Origin of the sequence: Photobacterium kishitanii, from assembly GCF_000613045.3 — a bacterium.
Taxonomy (GTDB): Bacteria; Pseudomonadota; Gammaproteobacteria; order Enterobacterales; family Vibrionaceae; genus Photobacterium; species Photobacterium kishitanii.
The window spans coordinates 3137481-3161765 of the sequence record NZ_LN794352.1; the positions used below are offsets into that span (position 1 = coordinate 3137481).

The 24285-nt window shown below is 41.6% G+C and carries 24 protein-coding genes; 16 read left to right on the top strand and 8 right to left on the bottom strand.

Annotation, left to right across the window (positions count from 1 at the left end; all coding sequences use genetic code 11):
* Window positions 1-3: 3 nt before the first annotated feature.
* The 11 genes from fis (at window position 4) to PPBDW_RS14525 (ending at window position 11092) form a co-directional block, all read left to right on the top strand.
* On the top strand, window positions 4-300 hold the full coding sequence (gene fis / locus PPBDW_RS14480) for a DNA-binding transcriptional regulator Fis (protein WP_005372656.1): 297 nt from the start codon (window positions 4-6) through the stop codon (window positions 298-300).
* A 135-nt stretch (window positions 301-435) separates the two neighbouring features.
* Complete coding sequence (locus PPBDW_RS14485) at window positions 436-1020, top strand: hypothetical protein (RefSeq protein WP_036788903.1); 585 nt, start codon at window positions 436-438, stop codon at window positions 1018-1020.
* An 87-nt stretch (window positions 1021-1107) separates the two neighbouring features.
* A complete protein-coding gene (locus PPBDW_RS14490; RefSeq protein WP_036788905.1) occupies window positions 1108-1314 on the top strand; it encodes a helix-turn-helix transcriptional regulator in 207 nt (68 codons plus the stop codon).
* A 2-nt stretch (window positions 1315-1316) separates the two neighbouring features.
* Window positions 1317-1727: a hypothetical protein gene (locus PPBDW_RS14495; protein WP_052671703.1), complete on the top strand. Its 411-nt coding sequence runs from the start codon at window positions 1317-1319 to the stop codon at window positions 1725-1727.
* Between the two features lie 468 nt (window positions 1728-2195).
* Complete coding sequence (locus PPBDW_RS14500; RefSeq protein ID WP_036788909.1) at window positions 2196-2765, top strand: HGGxSTG domain-containing protein; 570 nt, start codon at window positions 2196-2198, stop codon at window positions 2763-2765.
* Window positions 2766-2881: 116 nt separating this feature from the next.
* Complete coding sequence (locus tag PPBDW_RS14505; RefSeq protein WP_036788911.1) at window positions 2882-5248, top strand: type I restriction-modification system subunit M; 2367 nt, start codon at window positions 2882-2884, stop codon at window positions 5246-5248.
* Window positions 5248-6627: a restriction endonuclease subunit S gene (locus PPBDW_RS14510; RefSeq protein WP_036788913.1), complete on the top strand. Its 1380-nt coding sequence runs from the start codon at window positions 5248-5250 to the stop codon at window positions 6625-6627. The genes PPBDW_RS14505 and PPBDW_RS14510 overlap by 1 nt, the downstream gene beginning before the upstream one ends.
* Window positions 6627-9872, top strand: a complete 3246-nt coding sequence (locus PPBDW_RS14515; protein ID WP_207860796.1) for a type I restriction endonuclease subunit R — start codon at window positions 6627-6629, stop codon at window positions 9870-9872. Before PPBDW_RS14510 ends, PPBDW_RS14515 begins: the two co-directional genes overlap by 1 nt.
* Before the next feature lie 192 nt (window positions 9873-10064).
* Window positions 10065-10184, top strand: a complete 120-nt coding sequence (locus tag PPBDW_RS14520) for a hypothetical protein (RefSeq protein ID WP_036788917.1) — start codon at window positions 10065-10067, stop codon at window positions 10182-10184.
* 3 nt (window positions 10185-10187) lie between these two features.
* Window positions 10188-10322 (top strand): hypothetical protein, encoded by a 135-nt coding sequence (locus tag PPBDW_RS22875; RefSeq protein WP_258179316.1) that lies wholly within the window; start codon window positions 10188-10190, stop codon window positions 10320-10322.
* Between the two features lie 59 nt (window positions 10323-10381).
* Window positions 10382-11092 carry a hypothetical protein gene (locus tag PPBDW_RS14525; RefSeq protein ID WP_036788919.1) on the top strand — a complete coding sequence of 237 codons (711 nt, stop codon included), beginning with the start codon at window positions 10382-10384 and terminating at the stop codon, window positions 11090-11092.
* 283 nt (window positions 11093-11375) lie between these two features.
* On the opposite strand, the gene PPBDW_RS14530 is transcribed toward PPBDW_RS14525, so the two are convergent.
* From PPBDW_RS14530 to malX, 4 genes are all read right to left on the bottom strand, one after another.
* Window positions 11376-12599 carry a tyrosine-type recombinase/integrase gene (locus PPBDW_RS14530; RefSeq protein ID WP_036788921.1) on the bottom strand — a complete coding sequence of 408 codons (1224 nt, stop codon included), beginning with the start codon at window positions 12597-12599 and terminating at the stop codon, window positions 11376-11378.
* Between the two features lie 326 nt (window positions 12600-12925).
* Window positions 12926-13093 (bottom strand): hypothetical protein, encoded by a 168-nt coding sequence (locus PPBDW_RS14535; RefSeq protein WP_155395133.1) that lies wholly within the window; start codon window positions 13091-13093, stop codon window positions 12926-12928.
* 198 nt (window positions 13094-13291) lie between these two features.
* On the bottom strand, window positions 13292-14476 hold the full coding sequence (locus PPBDW_RS14540) for a MalY/PatB family protein (protein ID WP_036788922.1): 1185 nt from the start codon (window positions 14474-14476) through the stop codon (window positions 13292-13294).
* 75 nt (window positions 14477-14551) lie between these two features.
* Window positions 14552-16141: a maltose/glucose-specific PTS transporter subunit IIBC gene (malX, locus tag PPBDW_RS14545; protein ID WP_036788924.1), complete on the bottom strand. Its 1590-nt coding sequence runs from the start codon at window positions 16139-16141 to the stop codon at window positions 14552-14554.
* A 282-nt stretch (window positions 16142-16423) separates the two neighbouring features.
* On the opposite strand from malX, the gene malI reads away from it, so the two are divergent.
* Complete coding sequence (gene malI, locus PPBDW_RS14550) at window positions 16424-17452, top strand: Mal regulon transcriptional regulator MalI (RefSeq protein WP_036788926.1); 1029 nt, start codon at window positions 16424-16426, stop codon at window positions 17450-17452.
* A 67-nt stretch (window positions 17453-17519) separates the two neighbouring features.
* On the opposite strand, the gene ppnP is transcribed toward malI, so the two are convergent.
* Window positions 17520-17801 (bottom strand): pyrimidine/purine nucleoside phosphorylase, encoded by a 282-nt coding sequence (gene ppnP, locus PPBDW_RS14555; protein WP_036788928.1) that lies wholly within the window; start codon window positions 17799-17801, stop codon window positions 17520-17522.
* Window positions 17802-17984: 183 nt separating this feature from the next.
* Here ppnP and PPBDW_RS14560 point away from each other — a divergent pair, with 183 nt between their 5' ends.
* On the top strand, window positions 17985-18185 hold the full coding sequence (locus tag PPBDW_RS14560; RefSeq protein ID WP_036788930.1) for a hypothetical protein: 201 nt from the start codon (window positions 17985-17987) through the stop codon (window positions 18183-18185).
* Here the strand turns inward: PPBDW_RS14560 and zntR are convergent.
* Entirely contained in the window at window positions 18182-18652 is a 471-nt protein-coding gene (gene zntR, locus PPBDW_RS14565) for a Zn(2+)-responsive transcriptional regulator (RefSeq protein WP_045043676.1), read from the bottom strand. The two genes, PPBDW_RS14560 and zntR, sit on opposite strands and share 4 nt — an antisense overlap.
* A 227-nt stretch (window positions 18653-18879) precedes the next feature.
* Between zntR and purH the strand changes: the two genes are divergently transcribed.
* Window positions 18880-20472, top strand: coding sequence for a bifunctional phosphoribosylaminoimidazolecarboxamide formyltransferase/IMP cyclohydrolase (gene purH / locus PPBDW_RS14570; protein ID WP_036789004.1), 1593 nt, complete (start codon window positions 18880-18882; stop codon window positions 20470-20472).
* A 137-nt stretch (window positions 20473-20609) separates the two neighbouring features.
* Window positions 20610-21896 carry a phosphoribosylamine--glycine ligase gene (purD, locus tag PPBDW_RS14575; RefSeq protein ID WP_036788932.1) on the top strand — a complete coding sequence of 429 codons (1287 nt, stop codon included), beginning with the start codon at window positions 20610-20612 and terminating at the stop codon, window positions 21894-21896.
* Between the two features lie 67 nt (window positions 21897-21963).
* Here purD and PPBDW_RS14580 read toward each other — a convergent pair whose 3' ends face one another.
* Together PPBDW_RS14580 and hupA are read right to left on the bottom strand one after the other, a co-directional pair.
* A complete protein-coding gene (locus tag PPBDW_RS14580; RefSeq protein ID WP_036788934.1) occupies window positions 21964-22638 on the bottom strand; it encodes a DUF1481 domain-containing protein in 675 nt (224 codons plus the stop codon).
* A gap of 42 nt (window positions 22639-22680) precedes the next feature.
* A complete protein-coding gene (gene hupA / locus PPBDW_RS14585; protein ID WP_036788936.1) occupies window positions 22681-22953 on the bottom strand; it encodes a nucleoid-associated protein HU-alpha in 273 nt (90 codons plus the stop codon).
* 228 nt (window positions 22954-23181) lie between these two features.
* Between hupA and PPBDW_RS14590 the strand changes: the two genes are divergently transcribed.
* Window positions 23182-24240 carry a CNNM domain-containing protein gene (locus PPBDW_RS14590; RefSeq protein ID WP_036788938.1) on the top strand — a complete coding sequence of 353 codons (1059 nt, stop codon included), beginning with the start codon at window positions 23182-23184 and terminating at the stop codon, window positions 24238-24240.
* Window positions 24241-24285: the final 45 nt, after the last annotated feature.

A 24285-nucleotide genomic window follows, 5' to 3' on the forward strand; every position in this document is an offset into this window, starting at 1 on the left:
ATTATGTTCGAACAAAATCTGACTTCCGAAGCGTTAACAGTAACAACTGTAACTTCACAAGACCAAATCACACAGAAACCATTACGTGATTCAGTGAAGGCATCCCTTAAAAACTACCTTGCTCAATTAAATGGTCAGGAAGTCGACGATCTGTACGAGCTTGTGCTGGCAGAAGTTGAACAACCACTACTAGACACTATCATGCAGTACACTCGTGGTAACCAAACTCGCGCTGCAACCATGATGGGTATCAACCGTGGTACGCTACGTAAGAAGCTTAAGAAATACGGCATGAACTAGTCAAAAGTGACTAAAGTGTTGTAAAGAAAGCCATTTTCATTCGCATGGAAATGGCTTTTTGTTTATATGTACCCTCATATGTACCCCTGAATATTTGTTTACCCCTTATACCCATCCAAAGTAAGACGTAAAATAATGACGAATACTCGCTTTATTCATATCGACATAAGCAAAATACAAGATAGCCCCGAATTATTCAGTCATCGCGTGCTAATGTCATCAGAACTTGAGCAGATCCCAAGCCCACTCAATGCTATCACTCAAACTATTCGTGCAATTACTTATGCAACAGTAAAAGAAGAACACTTGCAGTATAGAGATGATATCTACCAGCGAGTCTTACGTCATAAAGACATCCAGCAGTATATAGGGACTTGCCACCCCATAACATCAGCATTGAAGCGAGCTATAACGAGTATTGTGCAGGTTATTTATGGTGGTCGAGTTAGCTATCTGGCTAAACGCCCGTTCATCGAAAAACTTGTACAAGCAGTTATAAAGTTTGTCGAATTTACAGGTGGCCAACGTGTGAAAGTAGGTGCGCTACTCCAATACCTTGGGAATTACTTATTCGTAAGCTTACCTATTCCTTCAGTTAGCATTATTCGAAAAGCATTAACGGGTCTTGTACCAGAGCATATCTTAAGTCGAGGCCGAAGTTGCGCGGTAGCACTTCCACTGCTAGAAGCATTTTTTAAACAAAACCCAAATTTAATCTAAATCGCTAGCGGCTGTCGAGCATCAGTATTTCCCTTTATTCATAATGAATTCCATTGAATACATATGAAATCAAAAGAGGATTATCTGATGACATCAACTTTCAGCCCTAAAAATGCAACGATTACTACCGAACGTCTTATTAGAGAAGATGAGCGGCGCTTGATCACGTCTATTAGTCGTGCCCAGTGCTATCAATTAGAAAAAAAAGGCCTATTCCCTGCTCGTATTCATCTTGGTGCTAGAAGCTGCGCATGGCGGCTTAGTGAGCTTTTAGCATGGATTGAGGCTCGTTAATCATGGGAAGAAAAGCTAATAGTAAAGGTATGCTTCCAAATGGACGCCATAAAAATAGTGAGCGTTTTACTAAAGCATTGCATCAAATTTTCGACCATCCAGACTACAAAACATTAAATCATGACGCACAGGCATTACTTTGGCTTATAACGAAACAATATACGGGCTTCAATAATGGCACGCTAAAAGCAACACTTTCTATCATGCAAGAATGGGGATGGAAGAAAAAACGTTTATACAAGTGTCGTGATGAGCTAGAAAAACATGATTGGATTCGTATCAGTAGAGCACAACATTTTCATAAACAGCCAATTTTATATGCGCTGTCATGGCTAGATATTGATGAGCCACCAGCCAATATTCGTTTTGACGATGGCGTAGTCACATACAAAAAACGTTCTTTACGTTTTTGAGGCTCTCAATAGCTCCATAAATCTAATTTAAGGTCGCTGATAAACACCAAAAGGTGAATTCATCACCACTTTAAAATGATTTATGGGATGTTTTAGACGCCTTAACAAGCCGTTTTTCGATTGTTTATGGGGTCAAAATGAGCCTCATCTATAATATATCTACCATGCTTTGAGTAATTAAAATGGTCACTAATAAAATATTTAATAACGCCCAATCTAATCCTATAGCCCCAATAACAGAAATGCTGGTTTTGCTCTCAACCCCTAGCTATAACAAACAAACCCCGCAATACGTACAAAAGGTTGAACAATTCAGTCAAAATCTGAAAGCCATGCTATTGAATGACACACCTTTAAAGCTAACAAGTGGTCATTAAATTAATTTTTCTTCAAACAAACCCCATGAACCGAACCAATAACTGCGCAATTAGCCCACCAGCATAATGCGCACTTATAGGAGCCAACCTAATGAACAAACGGTTTAACCTTGAATCATTACCATTGTGTGGTGCAAAAACCCGTAGTGGCGAACCTTGTAAGCGTAAAGGCAATAAGCGCAATGGAAGATGCAAACTGCATGGTGGAAAGTCAACAGGGGCAAAAACAGAACAAGGGAAGATGGCATCTCGCCTCAATTCCTTAAAACAATTCCCCTGTTGGTACTTTGATAAACTTATACCCATACATTACCAACAACGGGCATACCGATGCTTTGAACAACTACATGCGCTAATGACCACTGAACCTATCGACTGGCAACAGGTGTTTCATTTAATTGATGTAGATCGTATACCGCTTGAAATGCTCAAGTATCAAATCATGGAATTAACCTCAGCCAATGAATTATTGATGTTGCAAATAGCCTTAGACCGTTATTACCAAGAACAACACAGCTCGCACCTTAGCTTTACCGTTTACCTGCCTCAGTTAACGCCTAGTAGTTACAATGGTGAATTAAGCAAACCACAACGGGAATACCTCGATAATTGGCTTAATAAACATAACCCTCTTAAAGGTACAGCCTTAGACATAAAATAATAATTATTCGTCCACCAGCAAACCACCCAATTCGAGAAGCTGGTGGATGTTCACCATGATCCCTTCTGCTACAATGCGCGCAATTATCTTATTGTCACTTTGATTAAGAAGCCTTCATGCCTAATTCTAATTTTACCCAAACCGCTGCCTTCATTTGGTCTGTAGCTGACCTACTTCGCGGTGATTTCAAACAATCTCAATACGGTCGTGTGATTCTGCCATTCACCCTGTTACGTCGCCTTGAGTGTGTACTGGAAGAAAGCAAAGATGCTGTTGTTGCTCAAGCTGACAAAGTGAAGGCAATGAACCTTCCAGAAGAAGCGCAGGAGAAAATGATCTTACGTGCGACCAATGGCTTGTCGTTCTTCAATACCTCACCGATGAACCTAGGCAAGATGGGTCAAAGTGACATTAAAGATAACCTAGAAAACTACATTCAGTGTTTCTCTACCGATGCCCGTGAAATCTTTGAACACTTCAAGTTTGATGAATTTGTCGGCTTATTGGATGACGCAAACCTGCTATTCAAAGTGGTAAAGAAATTCGCAACCACTGACCTTAGCCCAAGCAAAGTATCTAACCATGAAATGGGCTTAGTGTTTGAAGAATTAATCCGCCGCTTCGCTGAAAGCTCAAATGAAACCGCAGGTGAGCACTTCACCCCTCGTGACATCGTTCGCTTAACCACATCACTGGTATTCATGGAAGACGATCAAGCCCTTACACAAGATGGCATCATTCGTACTATCTACGACCCAACAGCAGGTACAGGCGGTTTCTTATCATCAGGTATGGAATACGTGCACGAATTGAACCCTAAAGCGGTTATGCGTGCCTTTGGTCAGGAGTTAAACCCAGAGTCTTACGCTATCTGTAAAGCCGATATGCTAATCAAAGGGCAAGACGTTAGCCGTATCAAGCTAGGTAACACCCTATCTAACGACCAACTACCAGCAGACCAATTCGATTACATGCTGTCTAACCCACCGTTTGGTGTCGATTGGAAGAAAATCGAAGCTGAAATCAAAGACGAACATACCCTAAAAGGTTTTGATGGTCGCTTTGGTGCAGGTTTACCCCGCGTGTCTGATGGCTCATTACTGTTCTTGATGCACCTTATCAGCAAGATGCGTGATACTCACAACGTTGATGGCAGCGTAAATGATGGCGGTCGTATCGGTATTATCCTAAATGGCTCACCACTGTTCACGGGAGGTGCAGGTAGCGGTGAGAGTGAGATCCGTCGTTACATTCTTGAAGCCGATTTATTAGAAGGCATCATCGCCCTACCTACCGATATGTTCTACAACACAGGCATTGCGACCTATGTGTGGGTACTGTCCAACAAGAAAAAATCTGAGCGTAAGGGCAAAGTTCAACTTATTGATGGCTCTAACCTGTGTGGCAAGATGCGTAAATCGTTAGGCTCTAAACGTAACCTAATGAGCGAAGACGACATCAAACTCATCACCCGTACTTTTGGTAACTTTGAAGTGGTTGATGCCCGTGAGCTAGATAAGCCAGCAGAGCAAAAATCCAACCGTGGTCGTCAATCGTCCACCAGCAAAACAGCAGCACCAAAGACATTCGCCAGTAAGATTTTCAACAGCACCGACTTTGGCTACCGTCGTTTAACCATTGAACGCCCACTACGCCTATCTGCACAAATCACCGATGCAGCGATTGAAAGCCTTCGCTTTGCACCCAAGCCACTCAATGCCCCAATGGAGCGTTTATATAACGAGTTTGGTACAGCATGGAACGCAGAGAACTACGGCTACCTTGCGGAAGTTGAAACCGAAGTACGTGCACTCATCAAAGCCGAATTTAGCGAACTGAAAGAAAAACAAATCAAAGACCTGTTAGACAGCAAGTTATGGTCATTCCAACGCTCGCTAATGGACAAAGCACAACAGCTACAAACGGCAGTTGCAGATATGTCTGCTAGTAAAGAGATGGCTGGTGGTCGAGATCTGGTAAGCAACGATTTCAACCAATTCGACATCACCATGAAAGGCGCATTCAAAGCAACGGGTATTAAGTTTGATGCCAAAGAGAAGAAACAATTCTTTGATGCGGTAACGTTCAAGAATCCAGAAGCCGAGCCTGTGGTGAAGAAAGTCATCAAAGAAGCCGCACAGCCGTTATACGGTTCATTTAACTACAACGGTAAGGTGGTTGAGTTCCAACAAGATGGCGACTTACGTGATAACGAGAACGTACCACTAAATCCAAGCATCACCACCACTGAGCTGATTGAAAGTTACGTGAAACGTGAAGTATTGCCACACGTTAGCGATGCGTGGATCAACGCCGATAAGCGTGATGAGAAAGATGGTGAGATTGGCATTGTGGGTTATGAAATTCCATTTAACCGCCATTTCTACGTCTACCAACCACCTCGTGCGCTCGAAGCCATTGATGAAGATTTAGCATTAGTCAGCGATGAGATTATGAGTCTACTGCAAGAGGTACGTTCGTAATGAGCAAGTATCAGGCATATGCTGAATATAAAAATATTAATAATAAGTGGCTTGATAAAATCCCATCACACTGGGAGATTACTCATATAAAACACATTTTATCGATGCCGATTACAGATGGTCCACATTCAACGCCTATATTTCTTGATGAAGGTATTCCATTTGTATCTGCTGAAGCAGTCTCTAGTGGTCGTATTAATTTTAATAAAATTCGTGGTCATATTTCCGAAAAAGATGACGAAATTTTTAGCCAAAAATATAGCCCACGACTTCATGACGTTTATATGATCAAGTCAGGTGCTACAACAGGGATCACTGCGATTGTTGAAACACAAAAACGCTTTAATATTTGGTCGCCTCTTGCGGTAATGAGATGCAAGGAATCCTATAATCCTTATTTTTTATTGAATAGTCTTCGTTCCGATTTTTTCCAGAAATCGGTTCAACTAAGTTGGACATTTGGTACTCAACAAAATATTGGTATGGGAACATTAGAAAATCTAACTGTCTGTTATCCACCATTAGCTGAGCAAACTCAAATCGCAGTTTTTCTCGATTACGAAACGGCAAAAATCGACACGCTTATCGAAAAGCAGCAACAACTTATCAAACTGCTAAAAGAAAAACGCCAAGCCGTGATTAGCCATGCAGTGACAAAAGGGCTAAATCCGCAAGCGCCAATGAAAGATTCGGGTGTTGAATGGTTGGGTGAAGTGCCAGAGCATTGGAGGACCGCTCCTTTAAAGCATATATCCAAAATACGTTATGGAATTGGAGAGCCACCTAAGTATAGAGATAGTGGTATTCCCCTGATCCGAGCTACTAATATACGATCGGGGAAAATTTCAGAAGTTAACCTTGTCTTAGTTGATCCTAATGATATTCCAAGTCAACGAATAGTATGGCTAACAGAAGGAGATATTATCGTTGTCCGTAGCGGTGCTGGAACAGGTGATTCATCTATTATTCCTCGCAATTATGCGGGTAGTATTGCAGGATTTGATATGGTTGTATCACCAACGAAATGTACCCCTCGTTTTTTAGGTTATGCTCTTTTATCCAATTACATTAGAAATAATCAAATTGATTTAGAAAAAACTAGAGCAGCTCAACCGCATTTAAATGCAGAAGAACTAGGTGATTGCTTTGTTTTATTACCATCAGAAACAGAGCAAGATTCAATTAGCAACTATATAGAACAAGAGTCATTTAAGTTTGATGTTCTGATAAATAAAGCAACATCAACAATTACATTAATGCAAGAACGCCGCACCGCCCTTATTTCAGCAGCAGTCACAGGCAAGATTGACGTTCGCAATTGGATCGCACCGACTACCAGCAGTGATGAAAATGAGGCTGCACAGGAGGTGACAGCATGATTAATGACACCACTCAAGAACGTATATTTCAGGACGAAATGATCGCTCAAATGGTCGCTAACGGTTGGAAACGAGGTAAACCTGACCGTTATGATCGTGAACGTGCGCTATATTGCGAAGATACACTGCACTTTGTGCAAAACACTCAACCTAAAGAGTGGGAAAAGTTTTCCAAGGTGTACCCCAATGACACCGAGCGTCACTTTCTTGATGCGCTGGTGGCACAACTAAAAAAAGCCGACAGTAACGCTACAGATGCCGTTTCTCGCACTTACGGCACATTGGGCGTGCTTCGTCATGGCTTGAAGATTCGCAATGCTCGTTTCTCGCTGTGTCAGTTTAAGCCTGAGCACAACCTCAACCCTGAAACACTGGCACGTTATGAGCAGAATATCTGTCGTGTCGTGCCTGAGTTAGTTTATAGCCCTTACGCTACTGCCGAGCACTTAGCCTTAACAGGCAAGAAAGCCAAAGCATGGCGTATTGATTTGGTGCTGTTTGTAAATGGCTTACCTGTATCAACCCTTGAGCTGAAATCTGAGTTCAAACAAGCGGTACACAATGCTATTAAGCAATACAAGCAAACTCGTTTACCCAAAGATCCTGAAACCAAAAAGCCTGAGCCATTATTAACCTTCAAACGTGGTGCATTGGTACACTTTGCTGTCAGCCAATACGAAGTCTTCATGGCAACCAAGCTAGATGGCGATGACACCTTCTTCCTGCCCTTTAATAAAGGCACAAAAGACGGCGGCAAGGGCAACGATGTACCCGACGATCAAAACCGTTACGCCACCGATTATTTGTGGAATGAAGTTTTACTGCCTGAGAACCTACTTAAAATCTTAGGTAGCTTCATTCACCTGCAAATTGAAGAAAAAGAAGATTGGGAAGGACGCAAATACAAGAAAGAAACGCTGATCTTCCCTCGTTACCATCAGTGGGATGTGGTGAATAAACTTATCGGTGCTGCTATTACCGAAGGTACAGGCAACAAATACCTAATTCAGCACAGTGCAGGTTCGGGGAAATCAAACTCGATTGCATGGACAGCCCACCAGCTCTCTACCCTTTATGATGAGCAAGGTGAAAAGCAATTCCATTCGGTGATTGTGGTAACAGACCGCACCGTACTCGATGATCAGCTTCAAGACACCATCTATCAATTTGAACATGCTGATGGTGTGGTAGGACGCATCAACAACAAAGAAGGTGACGGCTCTAAGTCTGAAAAGCTGGCGGCTGCGCTTGAGAACTCACAGCCTATCATCATTGTGACGATTCAAACCTTCCCGTATGTACTACGTGCGATTGAAAACAGCGTGAGCTTAAAACAACGTAAATATGCCGTGATTGCCGATGAAGCCCACTCCTCACAAAGTGGCTCTACTGCTCGCAAGCTTAAAGAAGTATTGATGACCGAAGAAGCCGATGATGATGTGATGCTATCGTCAGAAGATATTCTTGATGCAACCATGGCAGCACGTAGGAACAGTAATAATCTTAACTACTACGCATTTACTGCTACCCCTAAACCCAAGACATTAGAGCTGTTTGGTCGCTTACCGAACCCTGATGAACCAGCGTCTGAAGCAAACAAGCCACAAGCCTACCATATGTATTCAATGCGTCAGGCAATCGAAGAAGGCTTTATCCTAGACGTACTCAAGAACTACACCAGCTATAAAGTGGCGTATAAGCTAGTACAGAAGATGGAAGCCGCTGATAAAGAAGTCGATAGCAAGAAAGCCAAGACCAAGCTTAATCAGTGGGTTCGCTTGCACGATTACAACATTTCACAGAAAGTAAAAGTGATTGTTGAGCACTACAAAAACCATGTAATGCACTTATTAGGTGGTCAGGCAAAAGCTATGGTGGTAACTAGCTCTCGTAAAGAAGCGGTACGCTATAAGCTGGCATTTGATAAATACATTACCGATAACAACTACCAACGCATTGCAGCAATGGTGGCGTTTTCGGGTGAAGTAGAATTTAACGACAACGATCCTGATAGCCTTGCGCTACTTAATCAGAAATTCACTGAAAACAACATGAACCCGAATTTAAAAAAACGGGATATGCGTAAAGCGTTTGATAGTGATGATTACCAAGTGATGCTGGTAGCTAATAAGTTCCAGACAGGCTTTGACCAACCTAAACTGTGTGCGATGTATGTTGATAAGCCTTTAGGTGGTGTGGAGTGCGTACAGACCCTCTCACGCTTAAACCGTACTTATCTTGGTAAGGCTGAAAGCGGTACGTTTGTGTTGGACTTCTTTAACGAGCCTGATGATATTCTCGAAGCGTTCCAACCTTACTATCAAACTGCTGAGCTGGTGGATGTCACCGATCCTAACCTTGTGTTTGATTTGTATGAAAAGCTACGTTCTAGCGGCATTTTCTTATGGAATGAGGTTGAGCAATTCTGTGTTGCCTTCCTAACAAAGAAAAAATCTAACGCAGCGGTAAGTAATATCTGTAAACCTGCGGTTGACCGTTGGCAGCATCGTTATAAATCAGCGATTGAGGCGTATATTCAATCGAAAGATATGTTCGAGCGCACCAAGAAGACCAAAGATGCAGTTCTAATTGCCAATGCTGAAAATGCTTTTAAAGAGTGTAAGCAGGAAAAAGACCGCCTAGAAATCTTTAAGAAAGACTTAGGTAGCTTTGTGCGCTTCTTTGAGTTCATGTCACAAATTGTCGATTATGAAGATAAAGAGCTTGAGAAACTGAGCCTGTTTGCCCGTTATCTACGTCCCCTACTGCATGAGCAAAACGTGCAAGAGGATGAGATTGATTTAAGCAACGTCGAAATGAGCCACTACCGCTTATCAAAGATCCGTGAACAAGATATCAAACTCAAAGAAGATGCTGAGGATTACAAGCTAGAGCCGACTACTGACGTTGGTACGGCTAAGCCTAAGGATAAGAAAGAAGACTTCTTATCGCTGATCCTTAACCGCTTAAACGAGCTGTTCAGTACTGAGAACTTGACCGATAGTGATTTGATTAACTACGCCAAGACTGTACGTGACAAGTTATCAGAAAACGAAGCAGTAATGACCCAGATTACTAACAATACTCGTGATCAAGCAATGCTAGGCGACTTCCCACAAGCAATTGATGATGCGGTAATGGATAGTAATGAATCACACCAAGAAATGATGATGCAATACCTATCAAACCCAGTACTGGCGAAAGGCTTTGCTCGGATAGTGTTTGATATGTTGAAGGGACAGTAATAAGCCCTGACATCATAATAAAAAAGGCTATAGGCACTTACCTATAGCCTTTTTTATTGCTTGCTTTTTAGCCAGTTGATTATGTATCACTGATAATCACTAAATATCACTGATTTATCACCATCTCATCACTTAATATTTATTCTTCATAGTCATATAGTTACCTCAACGAAACGAATGAGGTAACACATTATGAACAATAACAATCACAAAGCAGATCAAGCAAATAAAAACAAAGGAACAACAGGTACGAATAAAACTTATCAAAAAGTTTTAGATAACCGTAGCCGCCAATTAAAAGATAAGGAGTAAGCTATGCCTGACTCATCAGATATGACTCAAGATGAACTAGATATTTGGTCTGATATCAACAACCCCAATAATGATGCTGATATGGATGATTGGGCTGATGCACATAATCCAAATAATGATGATTATCTAGATAATTAAGTACTTCGCTGGTGGATATAAAATCAATCCTCCAGCCATTTTCAATGGTTAGTAAGACAATGACAGAACAAAAAGAAAATACAAAAAAAACGTATCGCTATACAAAACAGTTAATCAAACTAGCTATCGAAAATGGTTATACAAATCACGACATTGCAGAAAAAGCAGGGTTGAGTCCGAAATCGACTGCATTAGTATCACGTTGGCGTAATGGGAAGGCGCTAGCAACTGAGCGCCAAATGAATTTTTTCATCAAAGAATTTGAACATCTATTGAAGCGAAAGATGGAACATCTTTTTTATGAATTAGAAGAATTCGAAAAAGATGGTAATACTTTAAATAAAGTAAATTATTTTAAAGTTTCAGGTGAAATCATTCTTAAACACCATCTGAGATCCCATGGCTATAAAAAAAATATAACGTATTACCGCATAATAATTATAAAAAATAGCGATCATATTTTTTATATTTTACACCAGAGAAGAGACTTTCAATTTTCACTATATTCGAATGATAGACAAACTGAACAAAAGATATCTTTAGAGTTAAGCCACCCTTCTGAAACAGCATCATGGATAACTTTATCAAGATATAAACGAACTAATTATGAGCAAGTAATCGATTCTATTGATCATTTTTCTCATACGGGATTAATCAACAACCGCTTAGATGATATTGGTAAGTCAGACCTAATGACACTACCCTTTATTCTTAGGGAAAACTTACTAAAATTAGGTTACTCACATAAAGACATTGAAGTTTTAGAATAATATTCTAGAATTATCGAACCCAAACAGTCCGAGGAGAACTTATCTCCTACACAAAGTTGGATACGCAACTTTACTTAAATGCTAAAGCATTAGCTGCACCACCTAATTACCTAAATGGTATTAGGTCGTGTTAAAGCATTTCCGGTACTAAGTGATTTGCCACTGGCTAGGTGAACGGTACGCCAAGTAGCTGAAACAATCCTTAGTAATATGGGATAGGGGTGGGTAAAGCCAGACCATTTGTCTTTATGACTTATCGTCTGGCTTTTTTACATTTGAAAACTTAATGTTGCTTCATTACTAATACATTATCAGCAGGATTTATCAGTAAATCTAATCTATCCAACCATAGCTCTAACGCAGCCTTTTTCTCAGGTAAATATTGGCTTCTGTTATAAATAGCCATCACTCCGCCAAGACTATGACCTAGTAATTGTTCAACCACATGCGGTGCAACACCTAAATCATTCAGTTTAGTGGCTAGCGTTCGACGTAAATCATGTAACGTCCATTTGTCTTTATGGTCTAATCGCTTCCACATTTTACCACCTTGAACACTTACCGCTTCTGGTGACTTCAACTCACCTAATACATACTCATTACCACTCATTGACTTTAATTCTAATAGCCAACTAACAATCTCTACAGGTATTGGACGAATAATAACGGCATCTGTTTTACTATGACTTTTAGGGACAGTCCAAAAACCTTGTTCAAAATCCCACTCATCCCATGTAGATAAACGAATCTCTTGCGTTCGAGCACCAAAAATAATTAATAATTTAATTAAATTAGGATAATAAGCCATGTAACGCGCATTTGGGGTTTGTACCATTCCCCACACATCTGCTAGTTCTTTATCGGTTAATACTCGATCTTTTTTACGCTGTTTAGAACCGACATCAGAAATCATCAAATCATCTAAGGCTCGAGTATGTGCATAATGACGAACTCGGCAGAAACGCAATGCTTGTTTTGTGTTTTGTAAAATATATCCAGCAGCAACTGGTGCTGATTTTTGCTCGCCTCTCACCCCTTTTCGAATACGATCAAAACACTCTAACCACTGCCGCGTTTCCAGCTGCTCTATAGGTAAATCACCAATATAGGAATAAATATGTCGCTTAAACTGAGCACGATGTTTCTCAACATTAGCTCGATTTCCCTCAGCATACTCAACTAACCAATACTCTAACGCCTCTTTCACCGTTACTGGATTCAATGTTTTTGTCATTTGAATTGTGCGTTGATGTTTTGGGTCTAATCCATCAGCTAACCATGAACGACACTGCATCACTACTTCTCGTGCTTTTGATAGTGAAAGTTCAGGGTAATCCCCTAAATCAAACCGCTTATTTTTATTATTTATTTTATAGCGGTATTGCCAACGAATCTTACCTGTTAATGACACCCTTGCACCTAAGCCATCCCCATCAGAGTAAGTAACTATTCCTGTCTGAGGTTTATCTAGCATTGCTTTTAAATGTTTATCAAATAACCGTGGCATTTATTTTCTCCATGGGCACAAACCATTCATGTACCCTCACATGTACCCTTAGTTAATCATAAAAATCAAAACCTGCCAATACCAACATAGACAAAAATCAACAAAAAACCAATTACAAACAAACACTTACAACAACAAGCAAATACAACCCAACACAAACCAAAACACTAAATTAATTCATACGGCATGAACTAAACCATTCTGGTTTAATTATTGCAAAAAAGCCCATTTCATCATCACGATGAAATGGGCTTTTTCGTTTTAAACACATCATGATTAGGTAAACAAATTTCACTGGGCGACGATAAACACATCGCAACCTACCACTATAGATTTTCAGTAGAATTGGTCTTACCTAAGAAAGCATATTTAAATGTTTTTTGAATATTTCCACATTGACGGCATACGCTAATACGTCGTACCCATAATCGTTGATAAAATTTACGGTGTACTCGTTCCATATCATATGACTGGCAATTACTGCACTGGTCCATGTCTAACTCCTTTGAAACACATATAAGCAATAGAGAGCATATATGAAACCAGAGTCAAATAAAACAAGTTGCACAAAGAAGATAATACTAATTGATGTTAATCACTTTACGAGCTGATTTACGATTTAAAACCCATCCTAATTACAGCTCATCAATATAACGCCATCTCTAGATAGCGTTAATCACCGTACCGCTTAGTTAAAGATTATCGACTCTAAGTTCTTGCAATGCTGCGATTAAAGCCGCGACTCCAACCTCGACCTTGCTACGTGGACAACCAACATTTAGACGCACATAACCACTACCTTCGATCCCATACGTATCACCACGCATGATCGCGACTTGATAGTTATTAATCAATAATTGCTGCAATGCATCCATATCAATCTTAAGTGGGTTTAAATCAATCCAGGCTAAATAGGTTCCTTGCGGCACTTGATAATTGAGTATCGGAAAAGCCTGATTTAATGTATCTGCAACATATTCCAAATTAGCATGCAGATAATCTTTCAGACTCATCAGCCACGCTTCACCATCATTATAAGCAGCAATATGACCTATAACCCCTAGGATAGAGGGTGATGACAGCCCATGAGCGGCTTTGAGCTGAGTTAAATACCCTTGCCGCGTACTTGTATCAGCAATCACAGCATACGCGCCTGTCAGCGCTGGAATATTAAAAGATTTAGAAGCAGAAGAAACTAATGCCCACTGCTGATCACATGCCACTTGTGACCATGGAATATAATCACTAAAAGCAATATCCATATGAATATCATCTGAAATGACTTTAACGCTATGCTGCTGGCAAATCTTAGCCATACGCACCAATTCATCCCGCGTCCATACCCGTCCAGTTGGATTTTGAGGGCTACACAATAGCAATACCTTACATTCAGCACGCGCTGCTTGAGCTTCAAACTGTGGCCAGTCAATCTCATAACTACCAGCTTCGGTTTTCAATAACGGACTGGTTAACAACTGACGTTGATTAGCATTGAGCATATTCGCAAAAGCATCATAAGCGGGAGTGTGTACTAATACGCCATCTCCAACGTCAGTCCATAACTGCACCAATTGCGAAATGATATAAATCACTGACGGCCCGTAGACAATACTATTGCTATCGATATCACTGTGATAACGACGCTGAAACCAGCCACTAATCGCCTCTTTAAAATCAGCATGATTCCAACGGCTATAGCCAAACACCGCATGATCTAATCGTCTCGCTAATGCCTGTTGAATACACGGAGCTACGGCAAAATCCATGTCTGAAATCGTAAACGGTAATAAATCATCACTGCCAAAACGATCAGCAACATAATCCCATTGGGTGCAATAGGTACCATAACGATTAACAGGAATAGAAAAATCAAACATAACAACCTCACCAACAATGGAGCTGAAACAATAAAAATATTACAAAAAAGCGGAGCCTTAAGCTCCGCTGGTAAGTTATGCGCTAGCGGGTAACAGCCCTTGAATTTCGTTTTTCACCATATGAACTTGAGGCCCAATCACCACTTGCAAATTGTGAGCATCGAGCTTCACCACCCCAAGTGCACCATTAGCTTTTAACACTGCATCATTAACTAAACTCATGTCATTCACTGACAGACGTAAACGAGTAATGCAATTATCAAGTGACACTAAATTATTCGCGCCACCTAATGCAGCTAAAATAATATCGCCTTTATAACCCGTGGTTTTCTCACCAGTTACTGCAAATGCTAACGCTTCTTTAGTTTCAACTTCACGACCTGGCGTTTTAAGATTAAAGCGAGTGATCGCAAATCGAAACACACTGTAATAAACCACAAACCAAACTGCAGCGACTAATGGCACTAGGTACCACTTAGTTGCGGTGCCTTGTAATACCCCAAAGATTAAGAAATCGATGATATTGCCATCAGTATTACCAATTGTTACCCCGAGTAAGCCCATAACCATAAAGCCAACGCCGGTTAAAATTGCATGCACAACATAGAGCGCTGGCGCAACAAAGAGGAACAAGAACTCTAGCGGCTCAGTGATACCACCGATAATACAAGCGATAACACCAGATAATAATAACGCTTTTACCTTACTGCGATTTTCAAGACGGGCGCAATGATACATAGCTAAAGCAGCACCAGGTAAGCCACCTAAGAACACTGGCATTTTACCTTGTGATAAAAAGGCTGTTGCAGAGCCAGAGAACCCTTGAGATGTTGGACAAGCTAACTCTGAGTAGAAAATATTAAGTGCGCCACTGACGGTTTTTCCACACACTTCTAAAGAGCCACCAGCCTCAGTAAAACGTACCAATGCAACTAAAACATGGTGTAAACCAAACGGTAATAATAAACGCTCACCAGTACCAAATAAGAATGGACCAAACGGACCTGCATGAGAGATCAAGTTACCAATCCCAGCGATCCCCATCGCAAAATATGGCCATACCACAGGTACAACTAGACCCACCACACCTAAGACTAAGGTTGAAATAATCGGTACAAAGCGAGCCCCACCAAAGAAAGCTAACGCATCGGGCATTTTATAGGTATAAAAACGTGCATGCAGTTTTGCAACAATAATACCGACAATTACGGCCCCTAAAATACCCGTATCGATTGATTCAACCCCAAGGATTGACTTAACTCCATAGGCTTTTTCTTCCGTTGGATTACCAATAACACCCGCAACAGTTAAATAGAAATTAATTGACAGGTTTAAGGCCGAGTAACCGACAAAACCAGCAAAAGCAGCAACCCCTTTTTCTTCACGCGCCAACCCCAATGGAATCGCAACAGCAAACATAATAGGTAGATAAATAAAGGCCACTAGACCAATTTTAGTCATCCACATAAACAACAATTGCAAAATGGTGTTATCTAAAAAGGGCATGCTTTCTTTTACTGCAGCGCTCGATAATGAGCTACCGATCCCCAATAAAATCCCCGAGAACGCCAATAATGCGACCGGTAGCATGAAGGTTTTGCCTAAGCTTTGAAAAAATTCCCATAGGGTCGTTTTAGGTGCAGATTTAGGTACAGATTTATCCATAATGAGTCACTCACTAACGAGACATTCAATGTCGATAATAAAGAGGTAAATCGTTTTAGCTCTTTATTGAAAAAAAACGTCGACAAAGATGAGCTCAAGACTTCTGCCAACGCTTTTGATAAATTACGCAACAGATGATAAAACGTTTTATCAACTTTTATCGCTAGCAAGATCACGGAAATATAGCGAGTTAACACCCATTTCCAAATTTGTGATGCTGTTAGAATAATCGCTATCGATATAACGTTTAAATGTAACATTATGAATAGGATCCATTCACTTATGGCGAGTAAGACACCCAAAATCAAAATTACTGATGTCGCGGCCTATGCTGATGTATCTGTCTCTACCGTCTCATTAGTGCTCAGTAACAAAGGGCGAATCTCCCCTGCAACCATTGATAAAGTAAACCAAGCCGTTACCGCATTAGGTTATGTTCGTAATACCGCGGCGGCGAATTTACGCACCTCTCACTCCAATTTAATTGGCTTGGTCTTAACGGATATTACCGATCCTTTTTATACTGAAATTACTGCCGGTATCAGTGATGAATTAGAACAACAAGGCTATTTGTTATTTTTGGCACAATCGAATCGCTGTCCCCAAAAATTAATCCAATGTGTGCAATCAATGATTCAACAAGGTGTCGCTGGCATTGCTTTTAGCCCAGTAAGAGAAGCCACAGCCACCGTGATTACAATGGCGCAGCAAGCGGGGATCCCTGCGGTTTGTTTAGCACGAGCAACGGTTAATAATGAGGTTGATTATATTGGCCCAGATAACCACCAGGCAGCGGTAATTGCTAGTCGATATCTTATTGAACAAGGCCATCGTCATATTGCCTATGTCGGTGGCTCTGGTGAGTCTTTAACTCGAGCAGAACGGCTAGGGGGCTTTGGTAGCACCCTGATTCAATACGGATTACCGTTTAAAAATGAATGGATCCTTGAAGCTGATAATCAACAACAACATGCCGCAACGACAGTGCAGCAGTTATTAACCCAGCACCCTAAAATAACCGCAATCTTGTGTCATAGCCCCACAATTGCATTAGGGGCACTATATGGTGTTAAGCGCAGTGGTAAAAGTGTTGGTAAAGATAATTATATTGATCAACAAGTGGCTATCATTAGCTTTGATGATATGGCTGAAGCCACATTAAGCCAACCGTCGCTGACTGTCGTGAGTTCACCGATAAGAGAAATAGGCCAACACGCTGGCCGACGTTTACTTGCTCGCATGAAAAGCGACGATGGTATGATTCAACGTTTAATACTTGCACCACAACTTATCAGTCGTGATTCCGCTTAAATAACAGCCAATAAAAAAGCTTCGTCGTAACGAAGCTTTTTTAATGACAGCTCAGTACTTATGTAATTTATAAGTAATCACATAAATAGGCAGTAGTTTTAGTTACTTTAACGTGGAATGCACTATCACCAGGGACTTCAAAATCATCACCTGCACCATAGGTTTCCCAATCAACATGGCCAGGTAATTTCACGGTAAGTTCGCCTTTCACTACCGTCATACGCTCAGGGGCAGCTGTCGAAAAGGTGTATTCACCCGCAACCATCACACCAACACTTGCATGATCGCCTGCAGATTCAAAGCCAACAGATTTTACTTGGCCATCAAAATATTCATTCACTTTTAACATTGAATTTCCTTATTGCTAAACGGGTAAAGCAAATTTTCGAAGACCTGAAACTATCACAATTTTAAATGAACCACTAACGAAAAATACTCGTCAAAAATATGACAAACTAACCAGATTTTGACTTGGATCACGACTAAAAAAAGCTACACTAGACCCAATTGTTATTTGTTGGAGTCATTAACATTGAAAAAGATAACTATCGCAGCCATCATTTTAAGTATCTTCGCTGTTGCAGGTTGCTCAAGCCAAAACAAACAAGACATGAAACAAGGTTTAACCGAAGTCGGTCATGCGACTCGTGACGCAACCAAAGCCACCGGTCATTTCTTTCGTGATACCACCAAAGATGTGATTGAAAATGTCAAACAAGCGACTAGTGATTAATCATCACAATGACATTGTCCTGAACTACAAGGCTCTGGCTTTACTTCTGGGTTCGCCATATCGTCGCTGTCATTCAACGCACCAAGAATAGAGCAATGGCTGGCATCATCATTACGGTGACCACAGCAAGCATCATTGATCTTTTTTAATGCACCTCGAATCCGTTGTAGTTCAGCGATTTTACTATCAACTTCATCCAATTTAGCTTGCGTTATCGCTTTTACTTCAGCGCAACTGTGCTGACTTGCTTCAAGTCGAATATCAAGTAACTCACAAATCTCACCAAGGCTTAACCCAATCGCTTTAGCGCGTAAAATAAATTTAACGCGAGATAAATTACCTTCACTGTATAAGCGATAACCACTATCACTGCGACCCGCAGGTTCTATCAAACCATTTTTCTCATAAAAACGTAATGTATCACTACTGACATTACATAATTTTGCTAGTTGCCCAATTAAATACATTCAAACACCCTTTAGCCTAGCGCTATATTTCAGTGATCACCCTCAAATAGCAAACGTTTGCGCAATGCCAATATTCATGTAGAATAGGTACCTGATTGATACATATCGTTCACTAATTCTTGGCTTTGCTCGATTTTAGCCGAGGATATTTCCCAACGCCAATCTAATCCAACTGAGATTGGCGTTGGAAAATATCCTATTCACTGTGTATTAGAGAGATGGTAGCAATGGAAAACGTTCGTCCTATTCGCCGTGCGCTGCTCAGCGTATCAGACAAAACTGGTATTGTTGAATTCGCTCACGCCCTCGCCAACCGCGGCGTAGAGATTTTATCTACGGGTGGTACCGCGCGTTTACTTGCAGAACAGAACATTCAAGTCACTGAAGTTTCTGACTACACGGGTTTTCCTGAAATGATGGACGGCCGTGTAAAAACCCTTCACCCTAAAGTACACGGTGGCGTTTTAGGCCGTCGCGGTATTGATGATGCCATCATGGCACAACACGGCATTAATCCAATTGATATGGTGGTAGTTAACCTATATCCGTTTGCTGAAACCGTTGCTAACCCAAATTGTAGTTTAGAAGACGCAATAGAAAATATTGATATCGGCGGACCAACTATGGTGCGTTCAGCCGCTAAAAACCATAAAGATGTGACGATTGTGGTCAATGCCCATGATTATGATCGCGTCCTTACTGAAATGAGTACCAATGACGGCTCATTAACCCATGCTACGCGTTTTGATCTTGCTATCTCAGCTTTTGAACATACTGCCGCTTACGACGGTATGATTGCTAATTACTTCGGTACCATGGTGCCTTCGTATGGCGACAACAAAGAAGGTGACCAAGCATCGAAATTCCCACGCACTTTCAATCAGCAATTCGAGAAAAAACAAGACATGCGCTACGGTGAAAACAGCCACCAAGCAGCCGCATTCTATGTTGAAGCGAATCCACAAGAAGCCTCTGTGGCAACCGCGACTCAGCTGCAAGGTAAAGCGTTATCTTACAATAACATTGCTGATACTGACGCGGCACTTGAGTGTGTCAAAGAGTTCGACCTTCCTGCTTGTGTGATTGTAAAGCACGCTAACCCATGTGGCGTCGCGCTAGGTGACAACCTCCTTGAAGCTTACGATCGTGCTTATAAAACTGATCCAACCTCAGCCTTTGGCGGCATTATTGCTTTCAACCGTGAACTTGATGCTGCAACCGCGCAAGCTATCGTTGATCGTCAATTTGTTGAAGTGATTATTGCCCCTAAAGTCTCACCGCAAGCAACAGCAATTATCGCTGCCAAGAAAAACCTGCGTTTACTTGAGTGTGGCGAATGGTCAACCACAACCACAGCTTTTGATGTTAAACGCGTCAATGGTGGCTTGCTAGTTCAAGATCGTGACCAAGGCATGGTATCGCTTGATGATCTAACCGTCGTCTCACAACGTCAACCAACAGCTGACGAATTACGTGATGCGTTATTTTGTTGGAAAGTGGCGAAATACGTTAAATCAAACGCGATTGTGTATGCCAAAGGTAATATGACTATCGGTGTCGGTGCTGGTCAAATGAGCCGAGTCTATTCAGCTAAAATTGCGGGTATCAAAGCTGCTGACGAAAATCTAGAAGTCGCAGGAAGTGTAATGGCCTCTGATGCATTCTTCCCATTCCGTGATGGTATTGATGCCGCAGCAGAAGCCGGCATTACTTGTGTTATTCAACCTGGCGGCTCTATGCGCGATGATGAAGTCATTGCAGCCGCTGATGAACACGGCATGGCAATGGTCTTTACTGGTATGCGTCACTTCCGTCATTAATACCTCTAATAACGGATAGAATAGATTCAGGCTCTTCATCGAGCCTGAATTGATTTACAGTAGTGAAATACCGTAGCAGTTCACTGTTACGACGGTTTTAAAATATTAATTTTAGCGCAGCGCTCAAAGGGAAAATGATGAAAGTACTAATTATTGGTAATGGCGGCCGTGAACATGCATTGGGTTGGAAAGTGGCACAAAATCCAAATGTGGAAAAAATCTTTATCGCTCCAGGTAATGCTGGCACTGCACTTGAACCAAAATTAGAGAATGTCGACATCGGCGTTGAAGACATTAATGCTTTAGTTGAATTTGCCCAACGTAATCACATTGAACTAACCATTGTCGGCCCTGAAGCGCCATTGGTAATTGGTGTGGTTGATGCGTTTCGTGCCGTAGGATTAGCTATTTTTGGCCCAACCCAAGCCGCAGCACAACTTGAAGGTTCTAAAGCCTTCACCAAAGATTTTTTAGCCCGTCATCAGATCCCTACCGCTGATTACCAAAACTTTACTGAAATCGAACCAGCACTGGCTTATCTTAAGCAAAAAGGCGCACCAATTGTGGTTAAAGCAGATGGTTTAGCGGCTGGTAAAGGCGTGATTGTCGCCATGACGGAACAAGAAGCTGAAGCTGCAGTACGCGATATGCTCGCAGGTAATGCCTTTGGTGAAGCTGGTCACCGTGTGGTGATTGAAGAATTTCTTGATGGTGAAGAAGCGAGCTTTATCGTCATGGTTGATGGTAAGAATGTACTACCAATGGCCACCAGCCAAGATCATAAACGTGTCGGCAATGGTGATAGCGGTCCTAACACTGGCGGCATGGGCGCATACTCGCCAGCGCCAGTCGTCACTCAACAAATTCACGATCGTGTGATGCAAGAAGTTATCTATCCAACCGTTGAAGGCATGGCAGCAGAGGGGGCACCCTATACTGGTTTCCTCTATGCAGGCTTAATGATAATGGCTGACGGCACTCCAAAAGTGATCGAATATAACTGTCGTTTTGGTGATCCAGAAACTCAGCCTATTATGCTGCGCATGCAATCAGATTTAGTTGAACTTTGCTTAGCAGCCATTGACGGCAAACTTGATACCGTTGAATCAAAATGGGATCCACGTGCAGCTATCGGAGTAGTACTTGCTGCTGGCGGCTATCCTGCCGATTACCACAAAGGCGATATTATTAGCGGCTTACCTCAGCAAGAGCTAGCAGGAGAAAAAATCTTCCATGCAGGTACGACGAATAATCTTAACGCTGATGTGGTGACAAATGGTGGTCGCGTATTATGTGCCACGGCAATGGGTGATACCGTATTAGCGGCTCAACAGCGTGCTTATGCGTTAGCAAAACAAATATCATGGGATGGAATGTTCCACCGCGATGACATTGGCTACCGTGCTATTGCTCGCGAACAATAAAGCAACAATCCATAACTAAAAAACGCGCTCACATGGCGCGTTTTTTGTTTATAAATCATCGAATAAATTAATTTTCCAATAAATTCGGTGCAACCAAACACTGTTGTTGCTTGCGTTGCAATAAAATATTATCAACGTTTAATTGTTGTCCTTGCAACTGACCGCTTACCGCCATATAGCCTTGGCCTGATAATTTTTCTGCTGTCGCTTGAGCCACCACTTCAACCGCTTGATGCTGCTGACAGGGAATAAACTGCTGTTGTTGCCAATGTCCCTGCACCCAAGTTTGCTGGCGATGACTAAGTTGTTCAACTCTCGTCGCTAATCCAGCCGCCTGCCGACGTAACTTAGTAATTTCAGCATCCGTTAATGGCAAAATAGTTTGCCCTTGTTGATAACGTTGAAATACCGCTAAACCATCGCTATCAAACCGTAATTGCAATTGAAATGGAATAAGAGAACCATCGATACGCTGCTGTCCTTGTTGATAGAGCTCAAACAGCTTTCCTGAGCGCCAACGGTAGTTAGCCTGATATTGCCCTTGATTAGGGGTAAACACACGCTCACTGAGCGTTATAGGCTGATTAGGACGGAAGGTATACCAATAAAAATGAGGACCATCAGTTGCTGCTTGAGCAACAGTGACAGTTTTAGGCGCTATTACTGCATTTTCAGCCATGTCGCTTGCCGCACAGCCTGTGAGTAAAAATGCAACCACCAGAGAAAGCGTTATACGTGTCATAAAAAAACGCCAGAAGCTAATGCGAGCTGGCGCTATTTTTAATTACTTCAATGCGTCTTTAAGTGCTTTGCCAGCTACGAACGCAGGAACGTTAGCAGCAGCAATTTGAATTTCCGCACCCGTTTGTGGGTTACGGCCAGTGCGTGCAGCACGATGATTCACTTTAAATGTACCAAAGCCAATTAGTTGAACCTGGTCACCATCTTTAAGCGCATCAGTAACGCCTTCAAGAGTAGCTTCCAATGCTAATTTTGCTTGTGCTTTAGACAAATCTGCTTTTTCTGCGATCAGGTCAATCAGTTGGGTCTTGTTCATTAGGTTTCCCTTCTAAGGTTTTGGGCTTAATACCGCCCAACTCTAATTCAAAAGAAGCCTGTGTGGCAAAGGTTTGTCGGCTTTTATCTATCTAAATGCAGACTCTTTAACCATAAACTGAGCTAAAGTTCACAAAATGTTACTAATAACATTCAAAAAAGAGTTGTTTTTATTTCCACCCGCCCCGATTAATATAGCCGAAATTCGCTGATTAATTGACAGGTTGATATGGTACTGCTTACGATTTACATCTCTGTAGCTATAGGGGTGTCGTTTATTTGTTCCGTTTTAGAAGCGGTTTTATTGAGTATTTCGCCGGGATATATCGGCACTTTACGTCAACAAAACCACCCCGCAGCAGCTAAACTTGCCGCGCTCAAAAATAATATAGACCGACCCTTAGCCTCAATCCTAACCCTAAACACCGTCGCGCATACGGTAGGTGCAGCAACAGCAGGCGCACAAGCAACAGTGGTCTTTGGTAGTGAGTGGTTAGGTGTATTCTCAGGTGCATTAACCATCGGTATTTTATTATTATCAGAAATTATTCCAAAAACAATTGGAGCAACTTACTGGCGCCAATTAGCCCCAACCAGCGCAATATTATTACGTTGGATGGTGATCTTATTAATGCCGTTAGTATGGATCTCTGAGCAAATTACTCGTCGTCTGGCTCATGGTCACGTCCAACCGAAACTACGTGATGAATTATCAGCCATGGCAATGTTAGCGCATGAATCAGGTGAGCTTGGTGCTGGAGAGTCTAAAATTCTCACAAACCTACTGCAATTTAAAGATGTGAGCGTGACTAAGATCATGACCCCACGTCCGGTATTATTCCGTGTTAATGCAGAACAAACCATCAACGAATTTTTAGCAAAACATAAAAATAGTCCATTCTCACGCCCATTAGTATTCAGTGAGCACAGCGATAATATTATCGGCTTCGTACACCGATTAGAGCTATTTGCAGAAAGCCAAGCAGGCAAAGGTGGCCAAGAGCTCGGCACGCTAATACGTCCACTACCCGTGATTATGAGCAATGTTAGCGTACCAAAAGCGTTTGAGCGTTTAATGCAAGAGCGTTCTCAGTTAATTCTAATTGTTGATGAATACGGTACAGTACAAGGCCTCGTCACCCTGGAAGATATTTTTGAAAGTTTGGTTGGCGAAGAAATTGTTGATGAAGCAGATAAGAATACCGACATGCAGCAATTAGCTTATCAACGTTGGGATAAGTGGAAGAAAAAACATAAGATGATTGAAAATAATGATGATGATATTTAACCAACGTCATTATTATTGCTAGAAACTAAAAAGGGACCTTAAGGT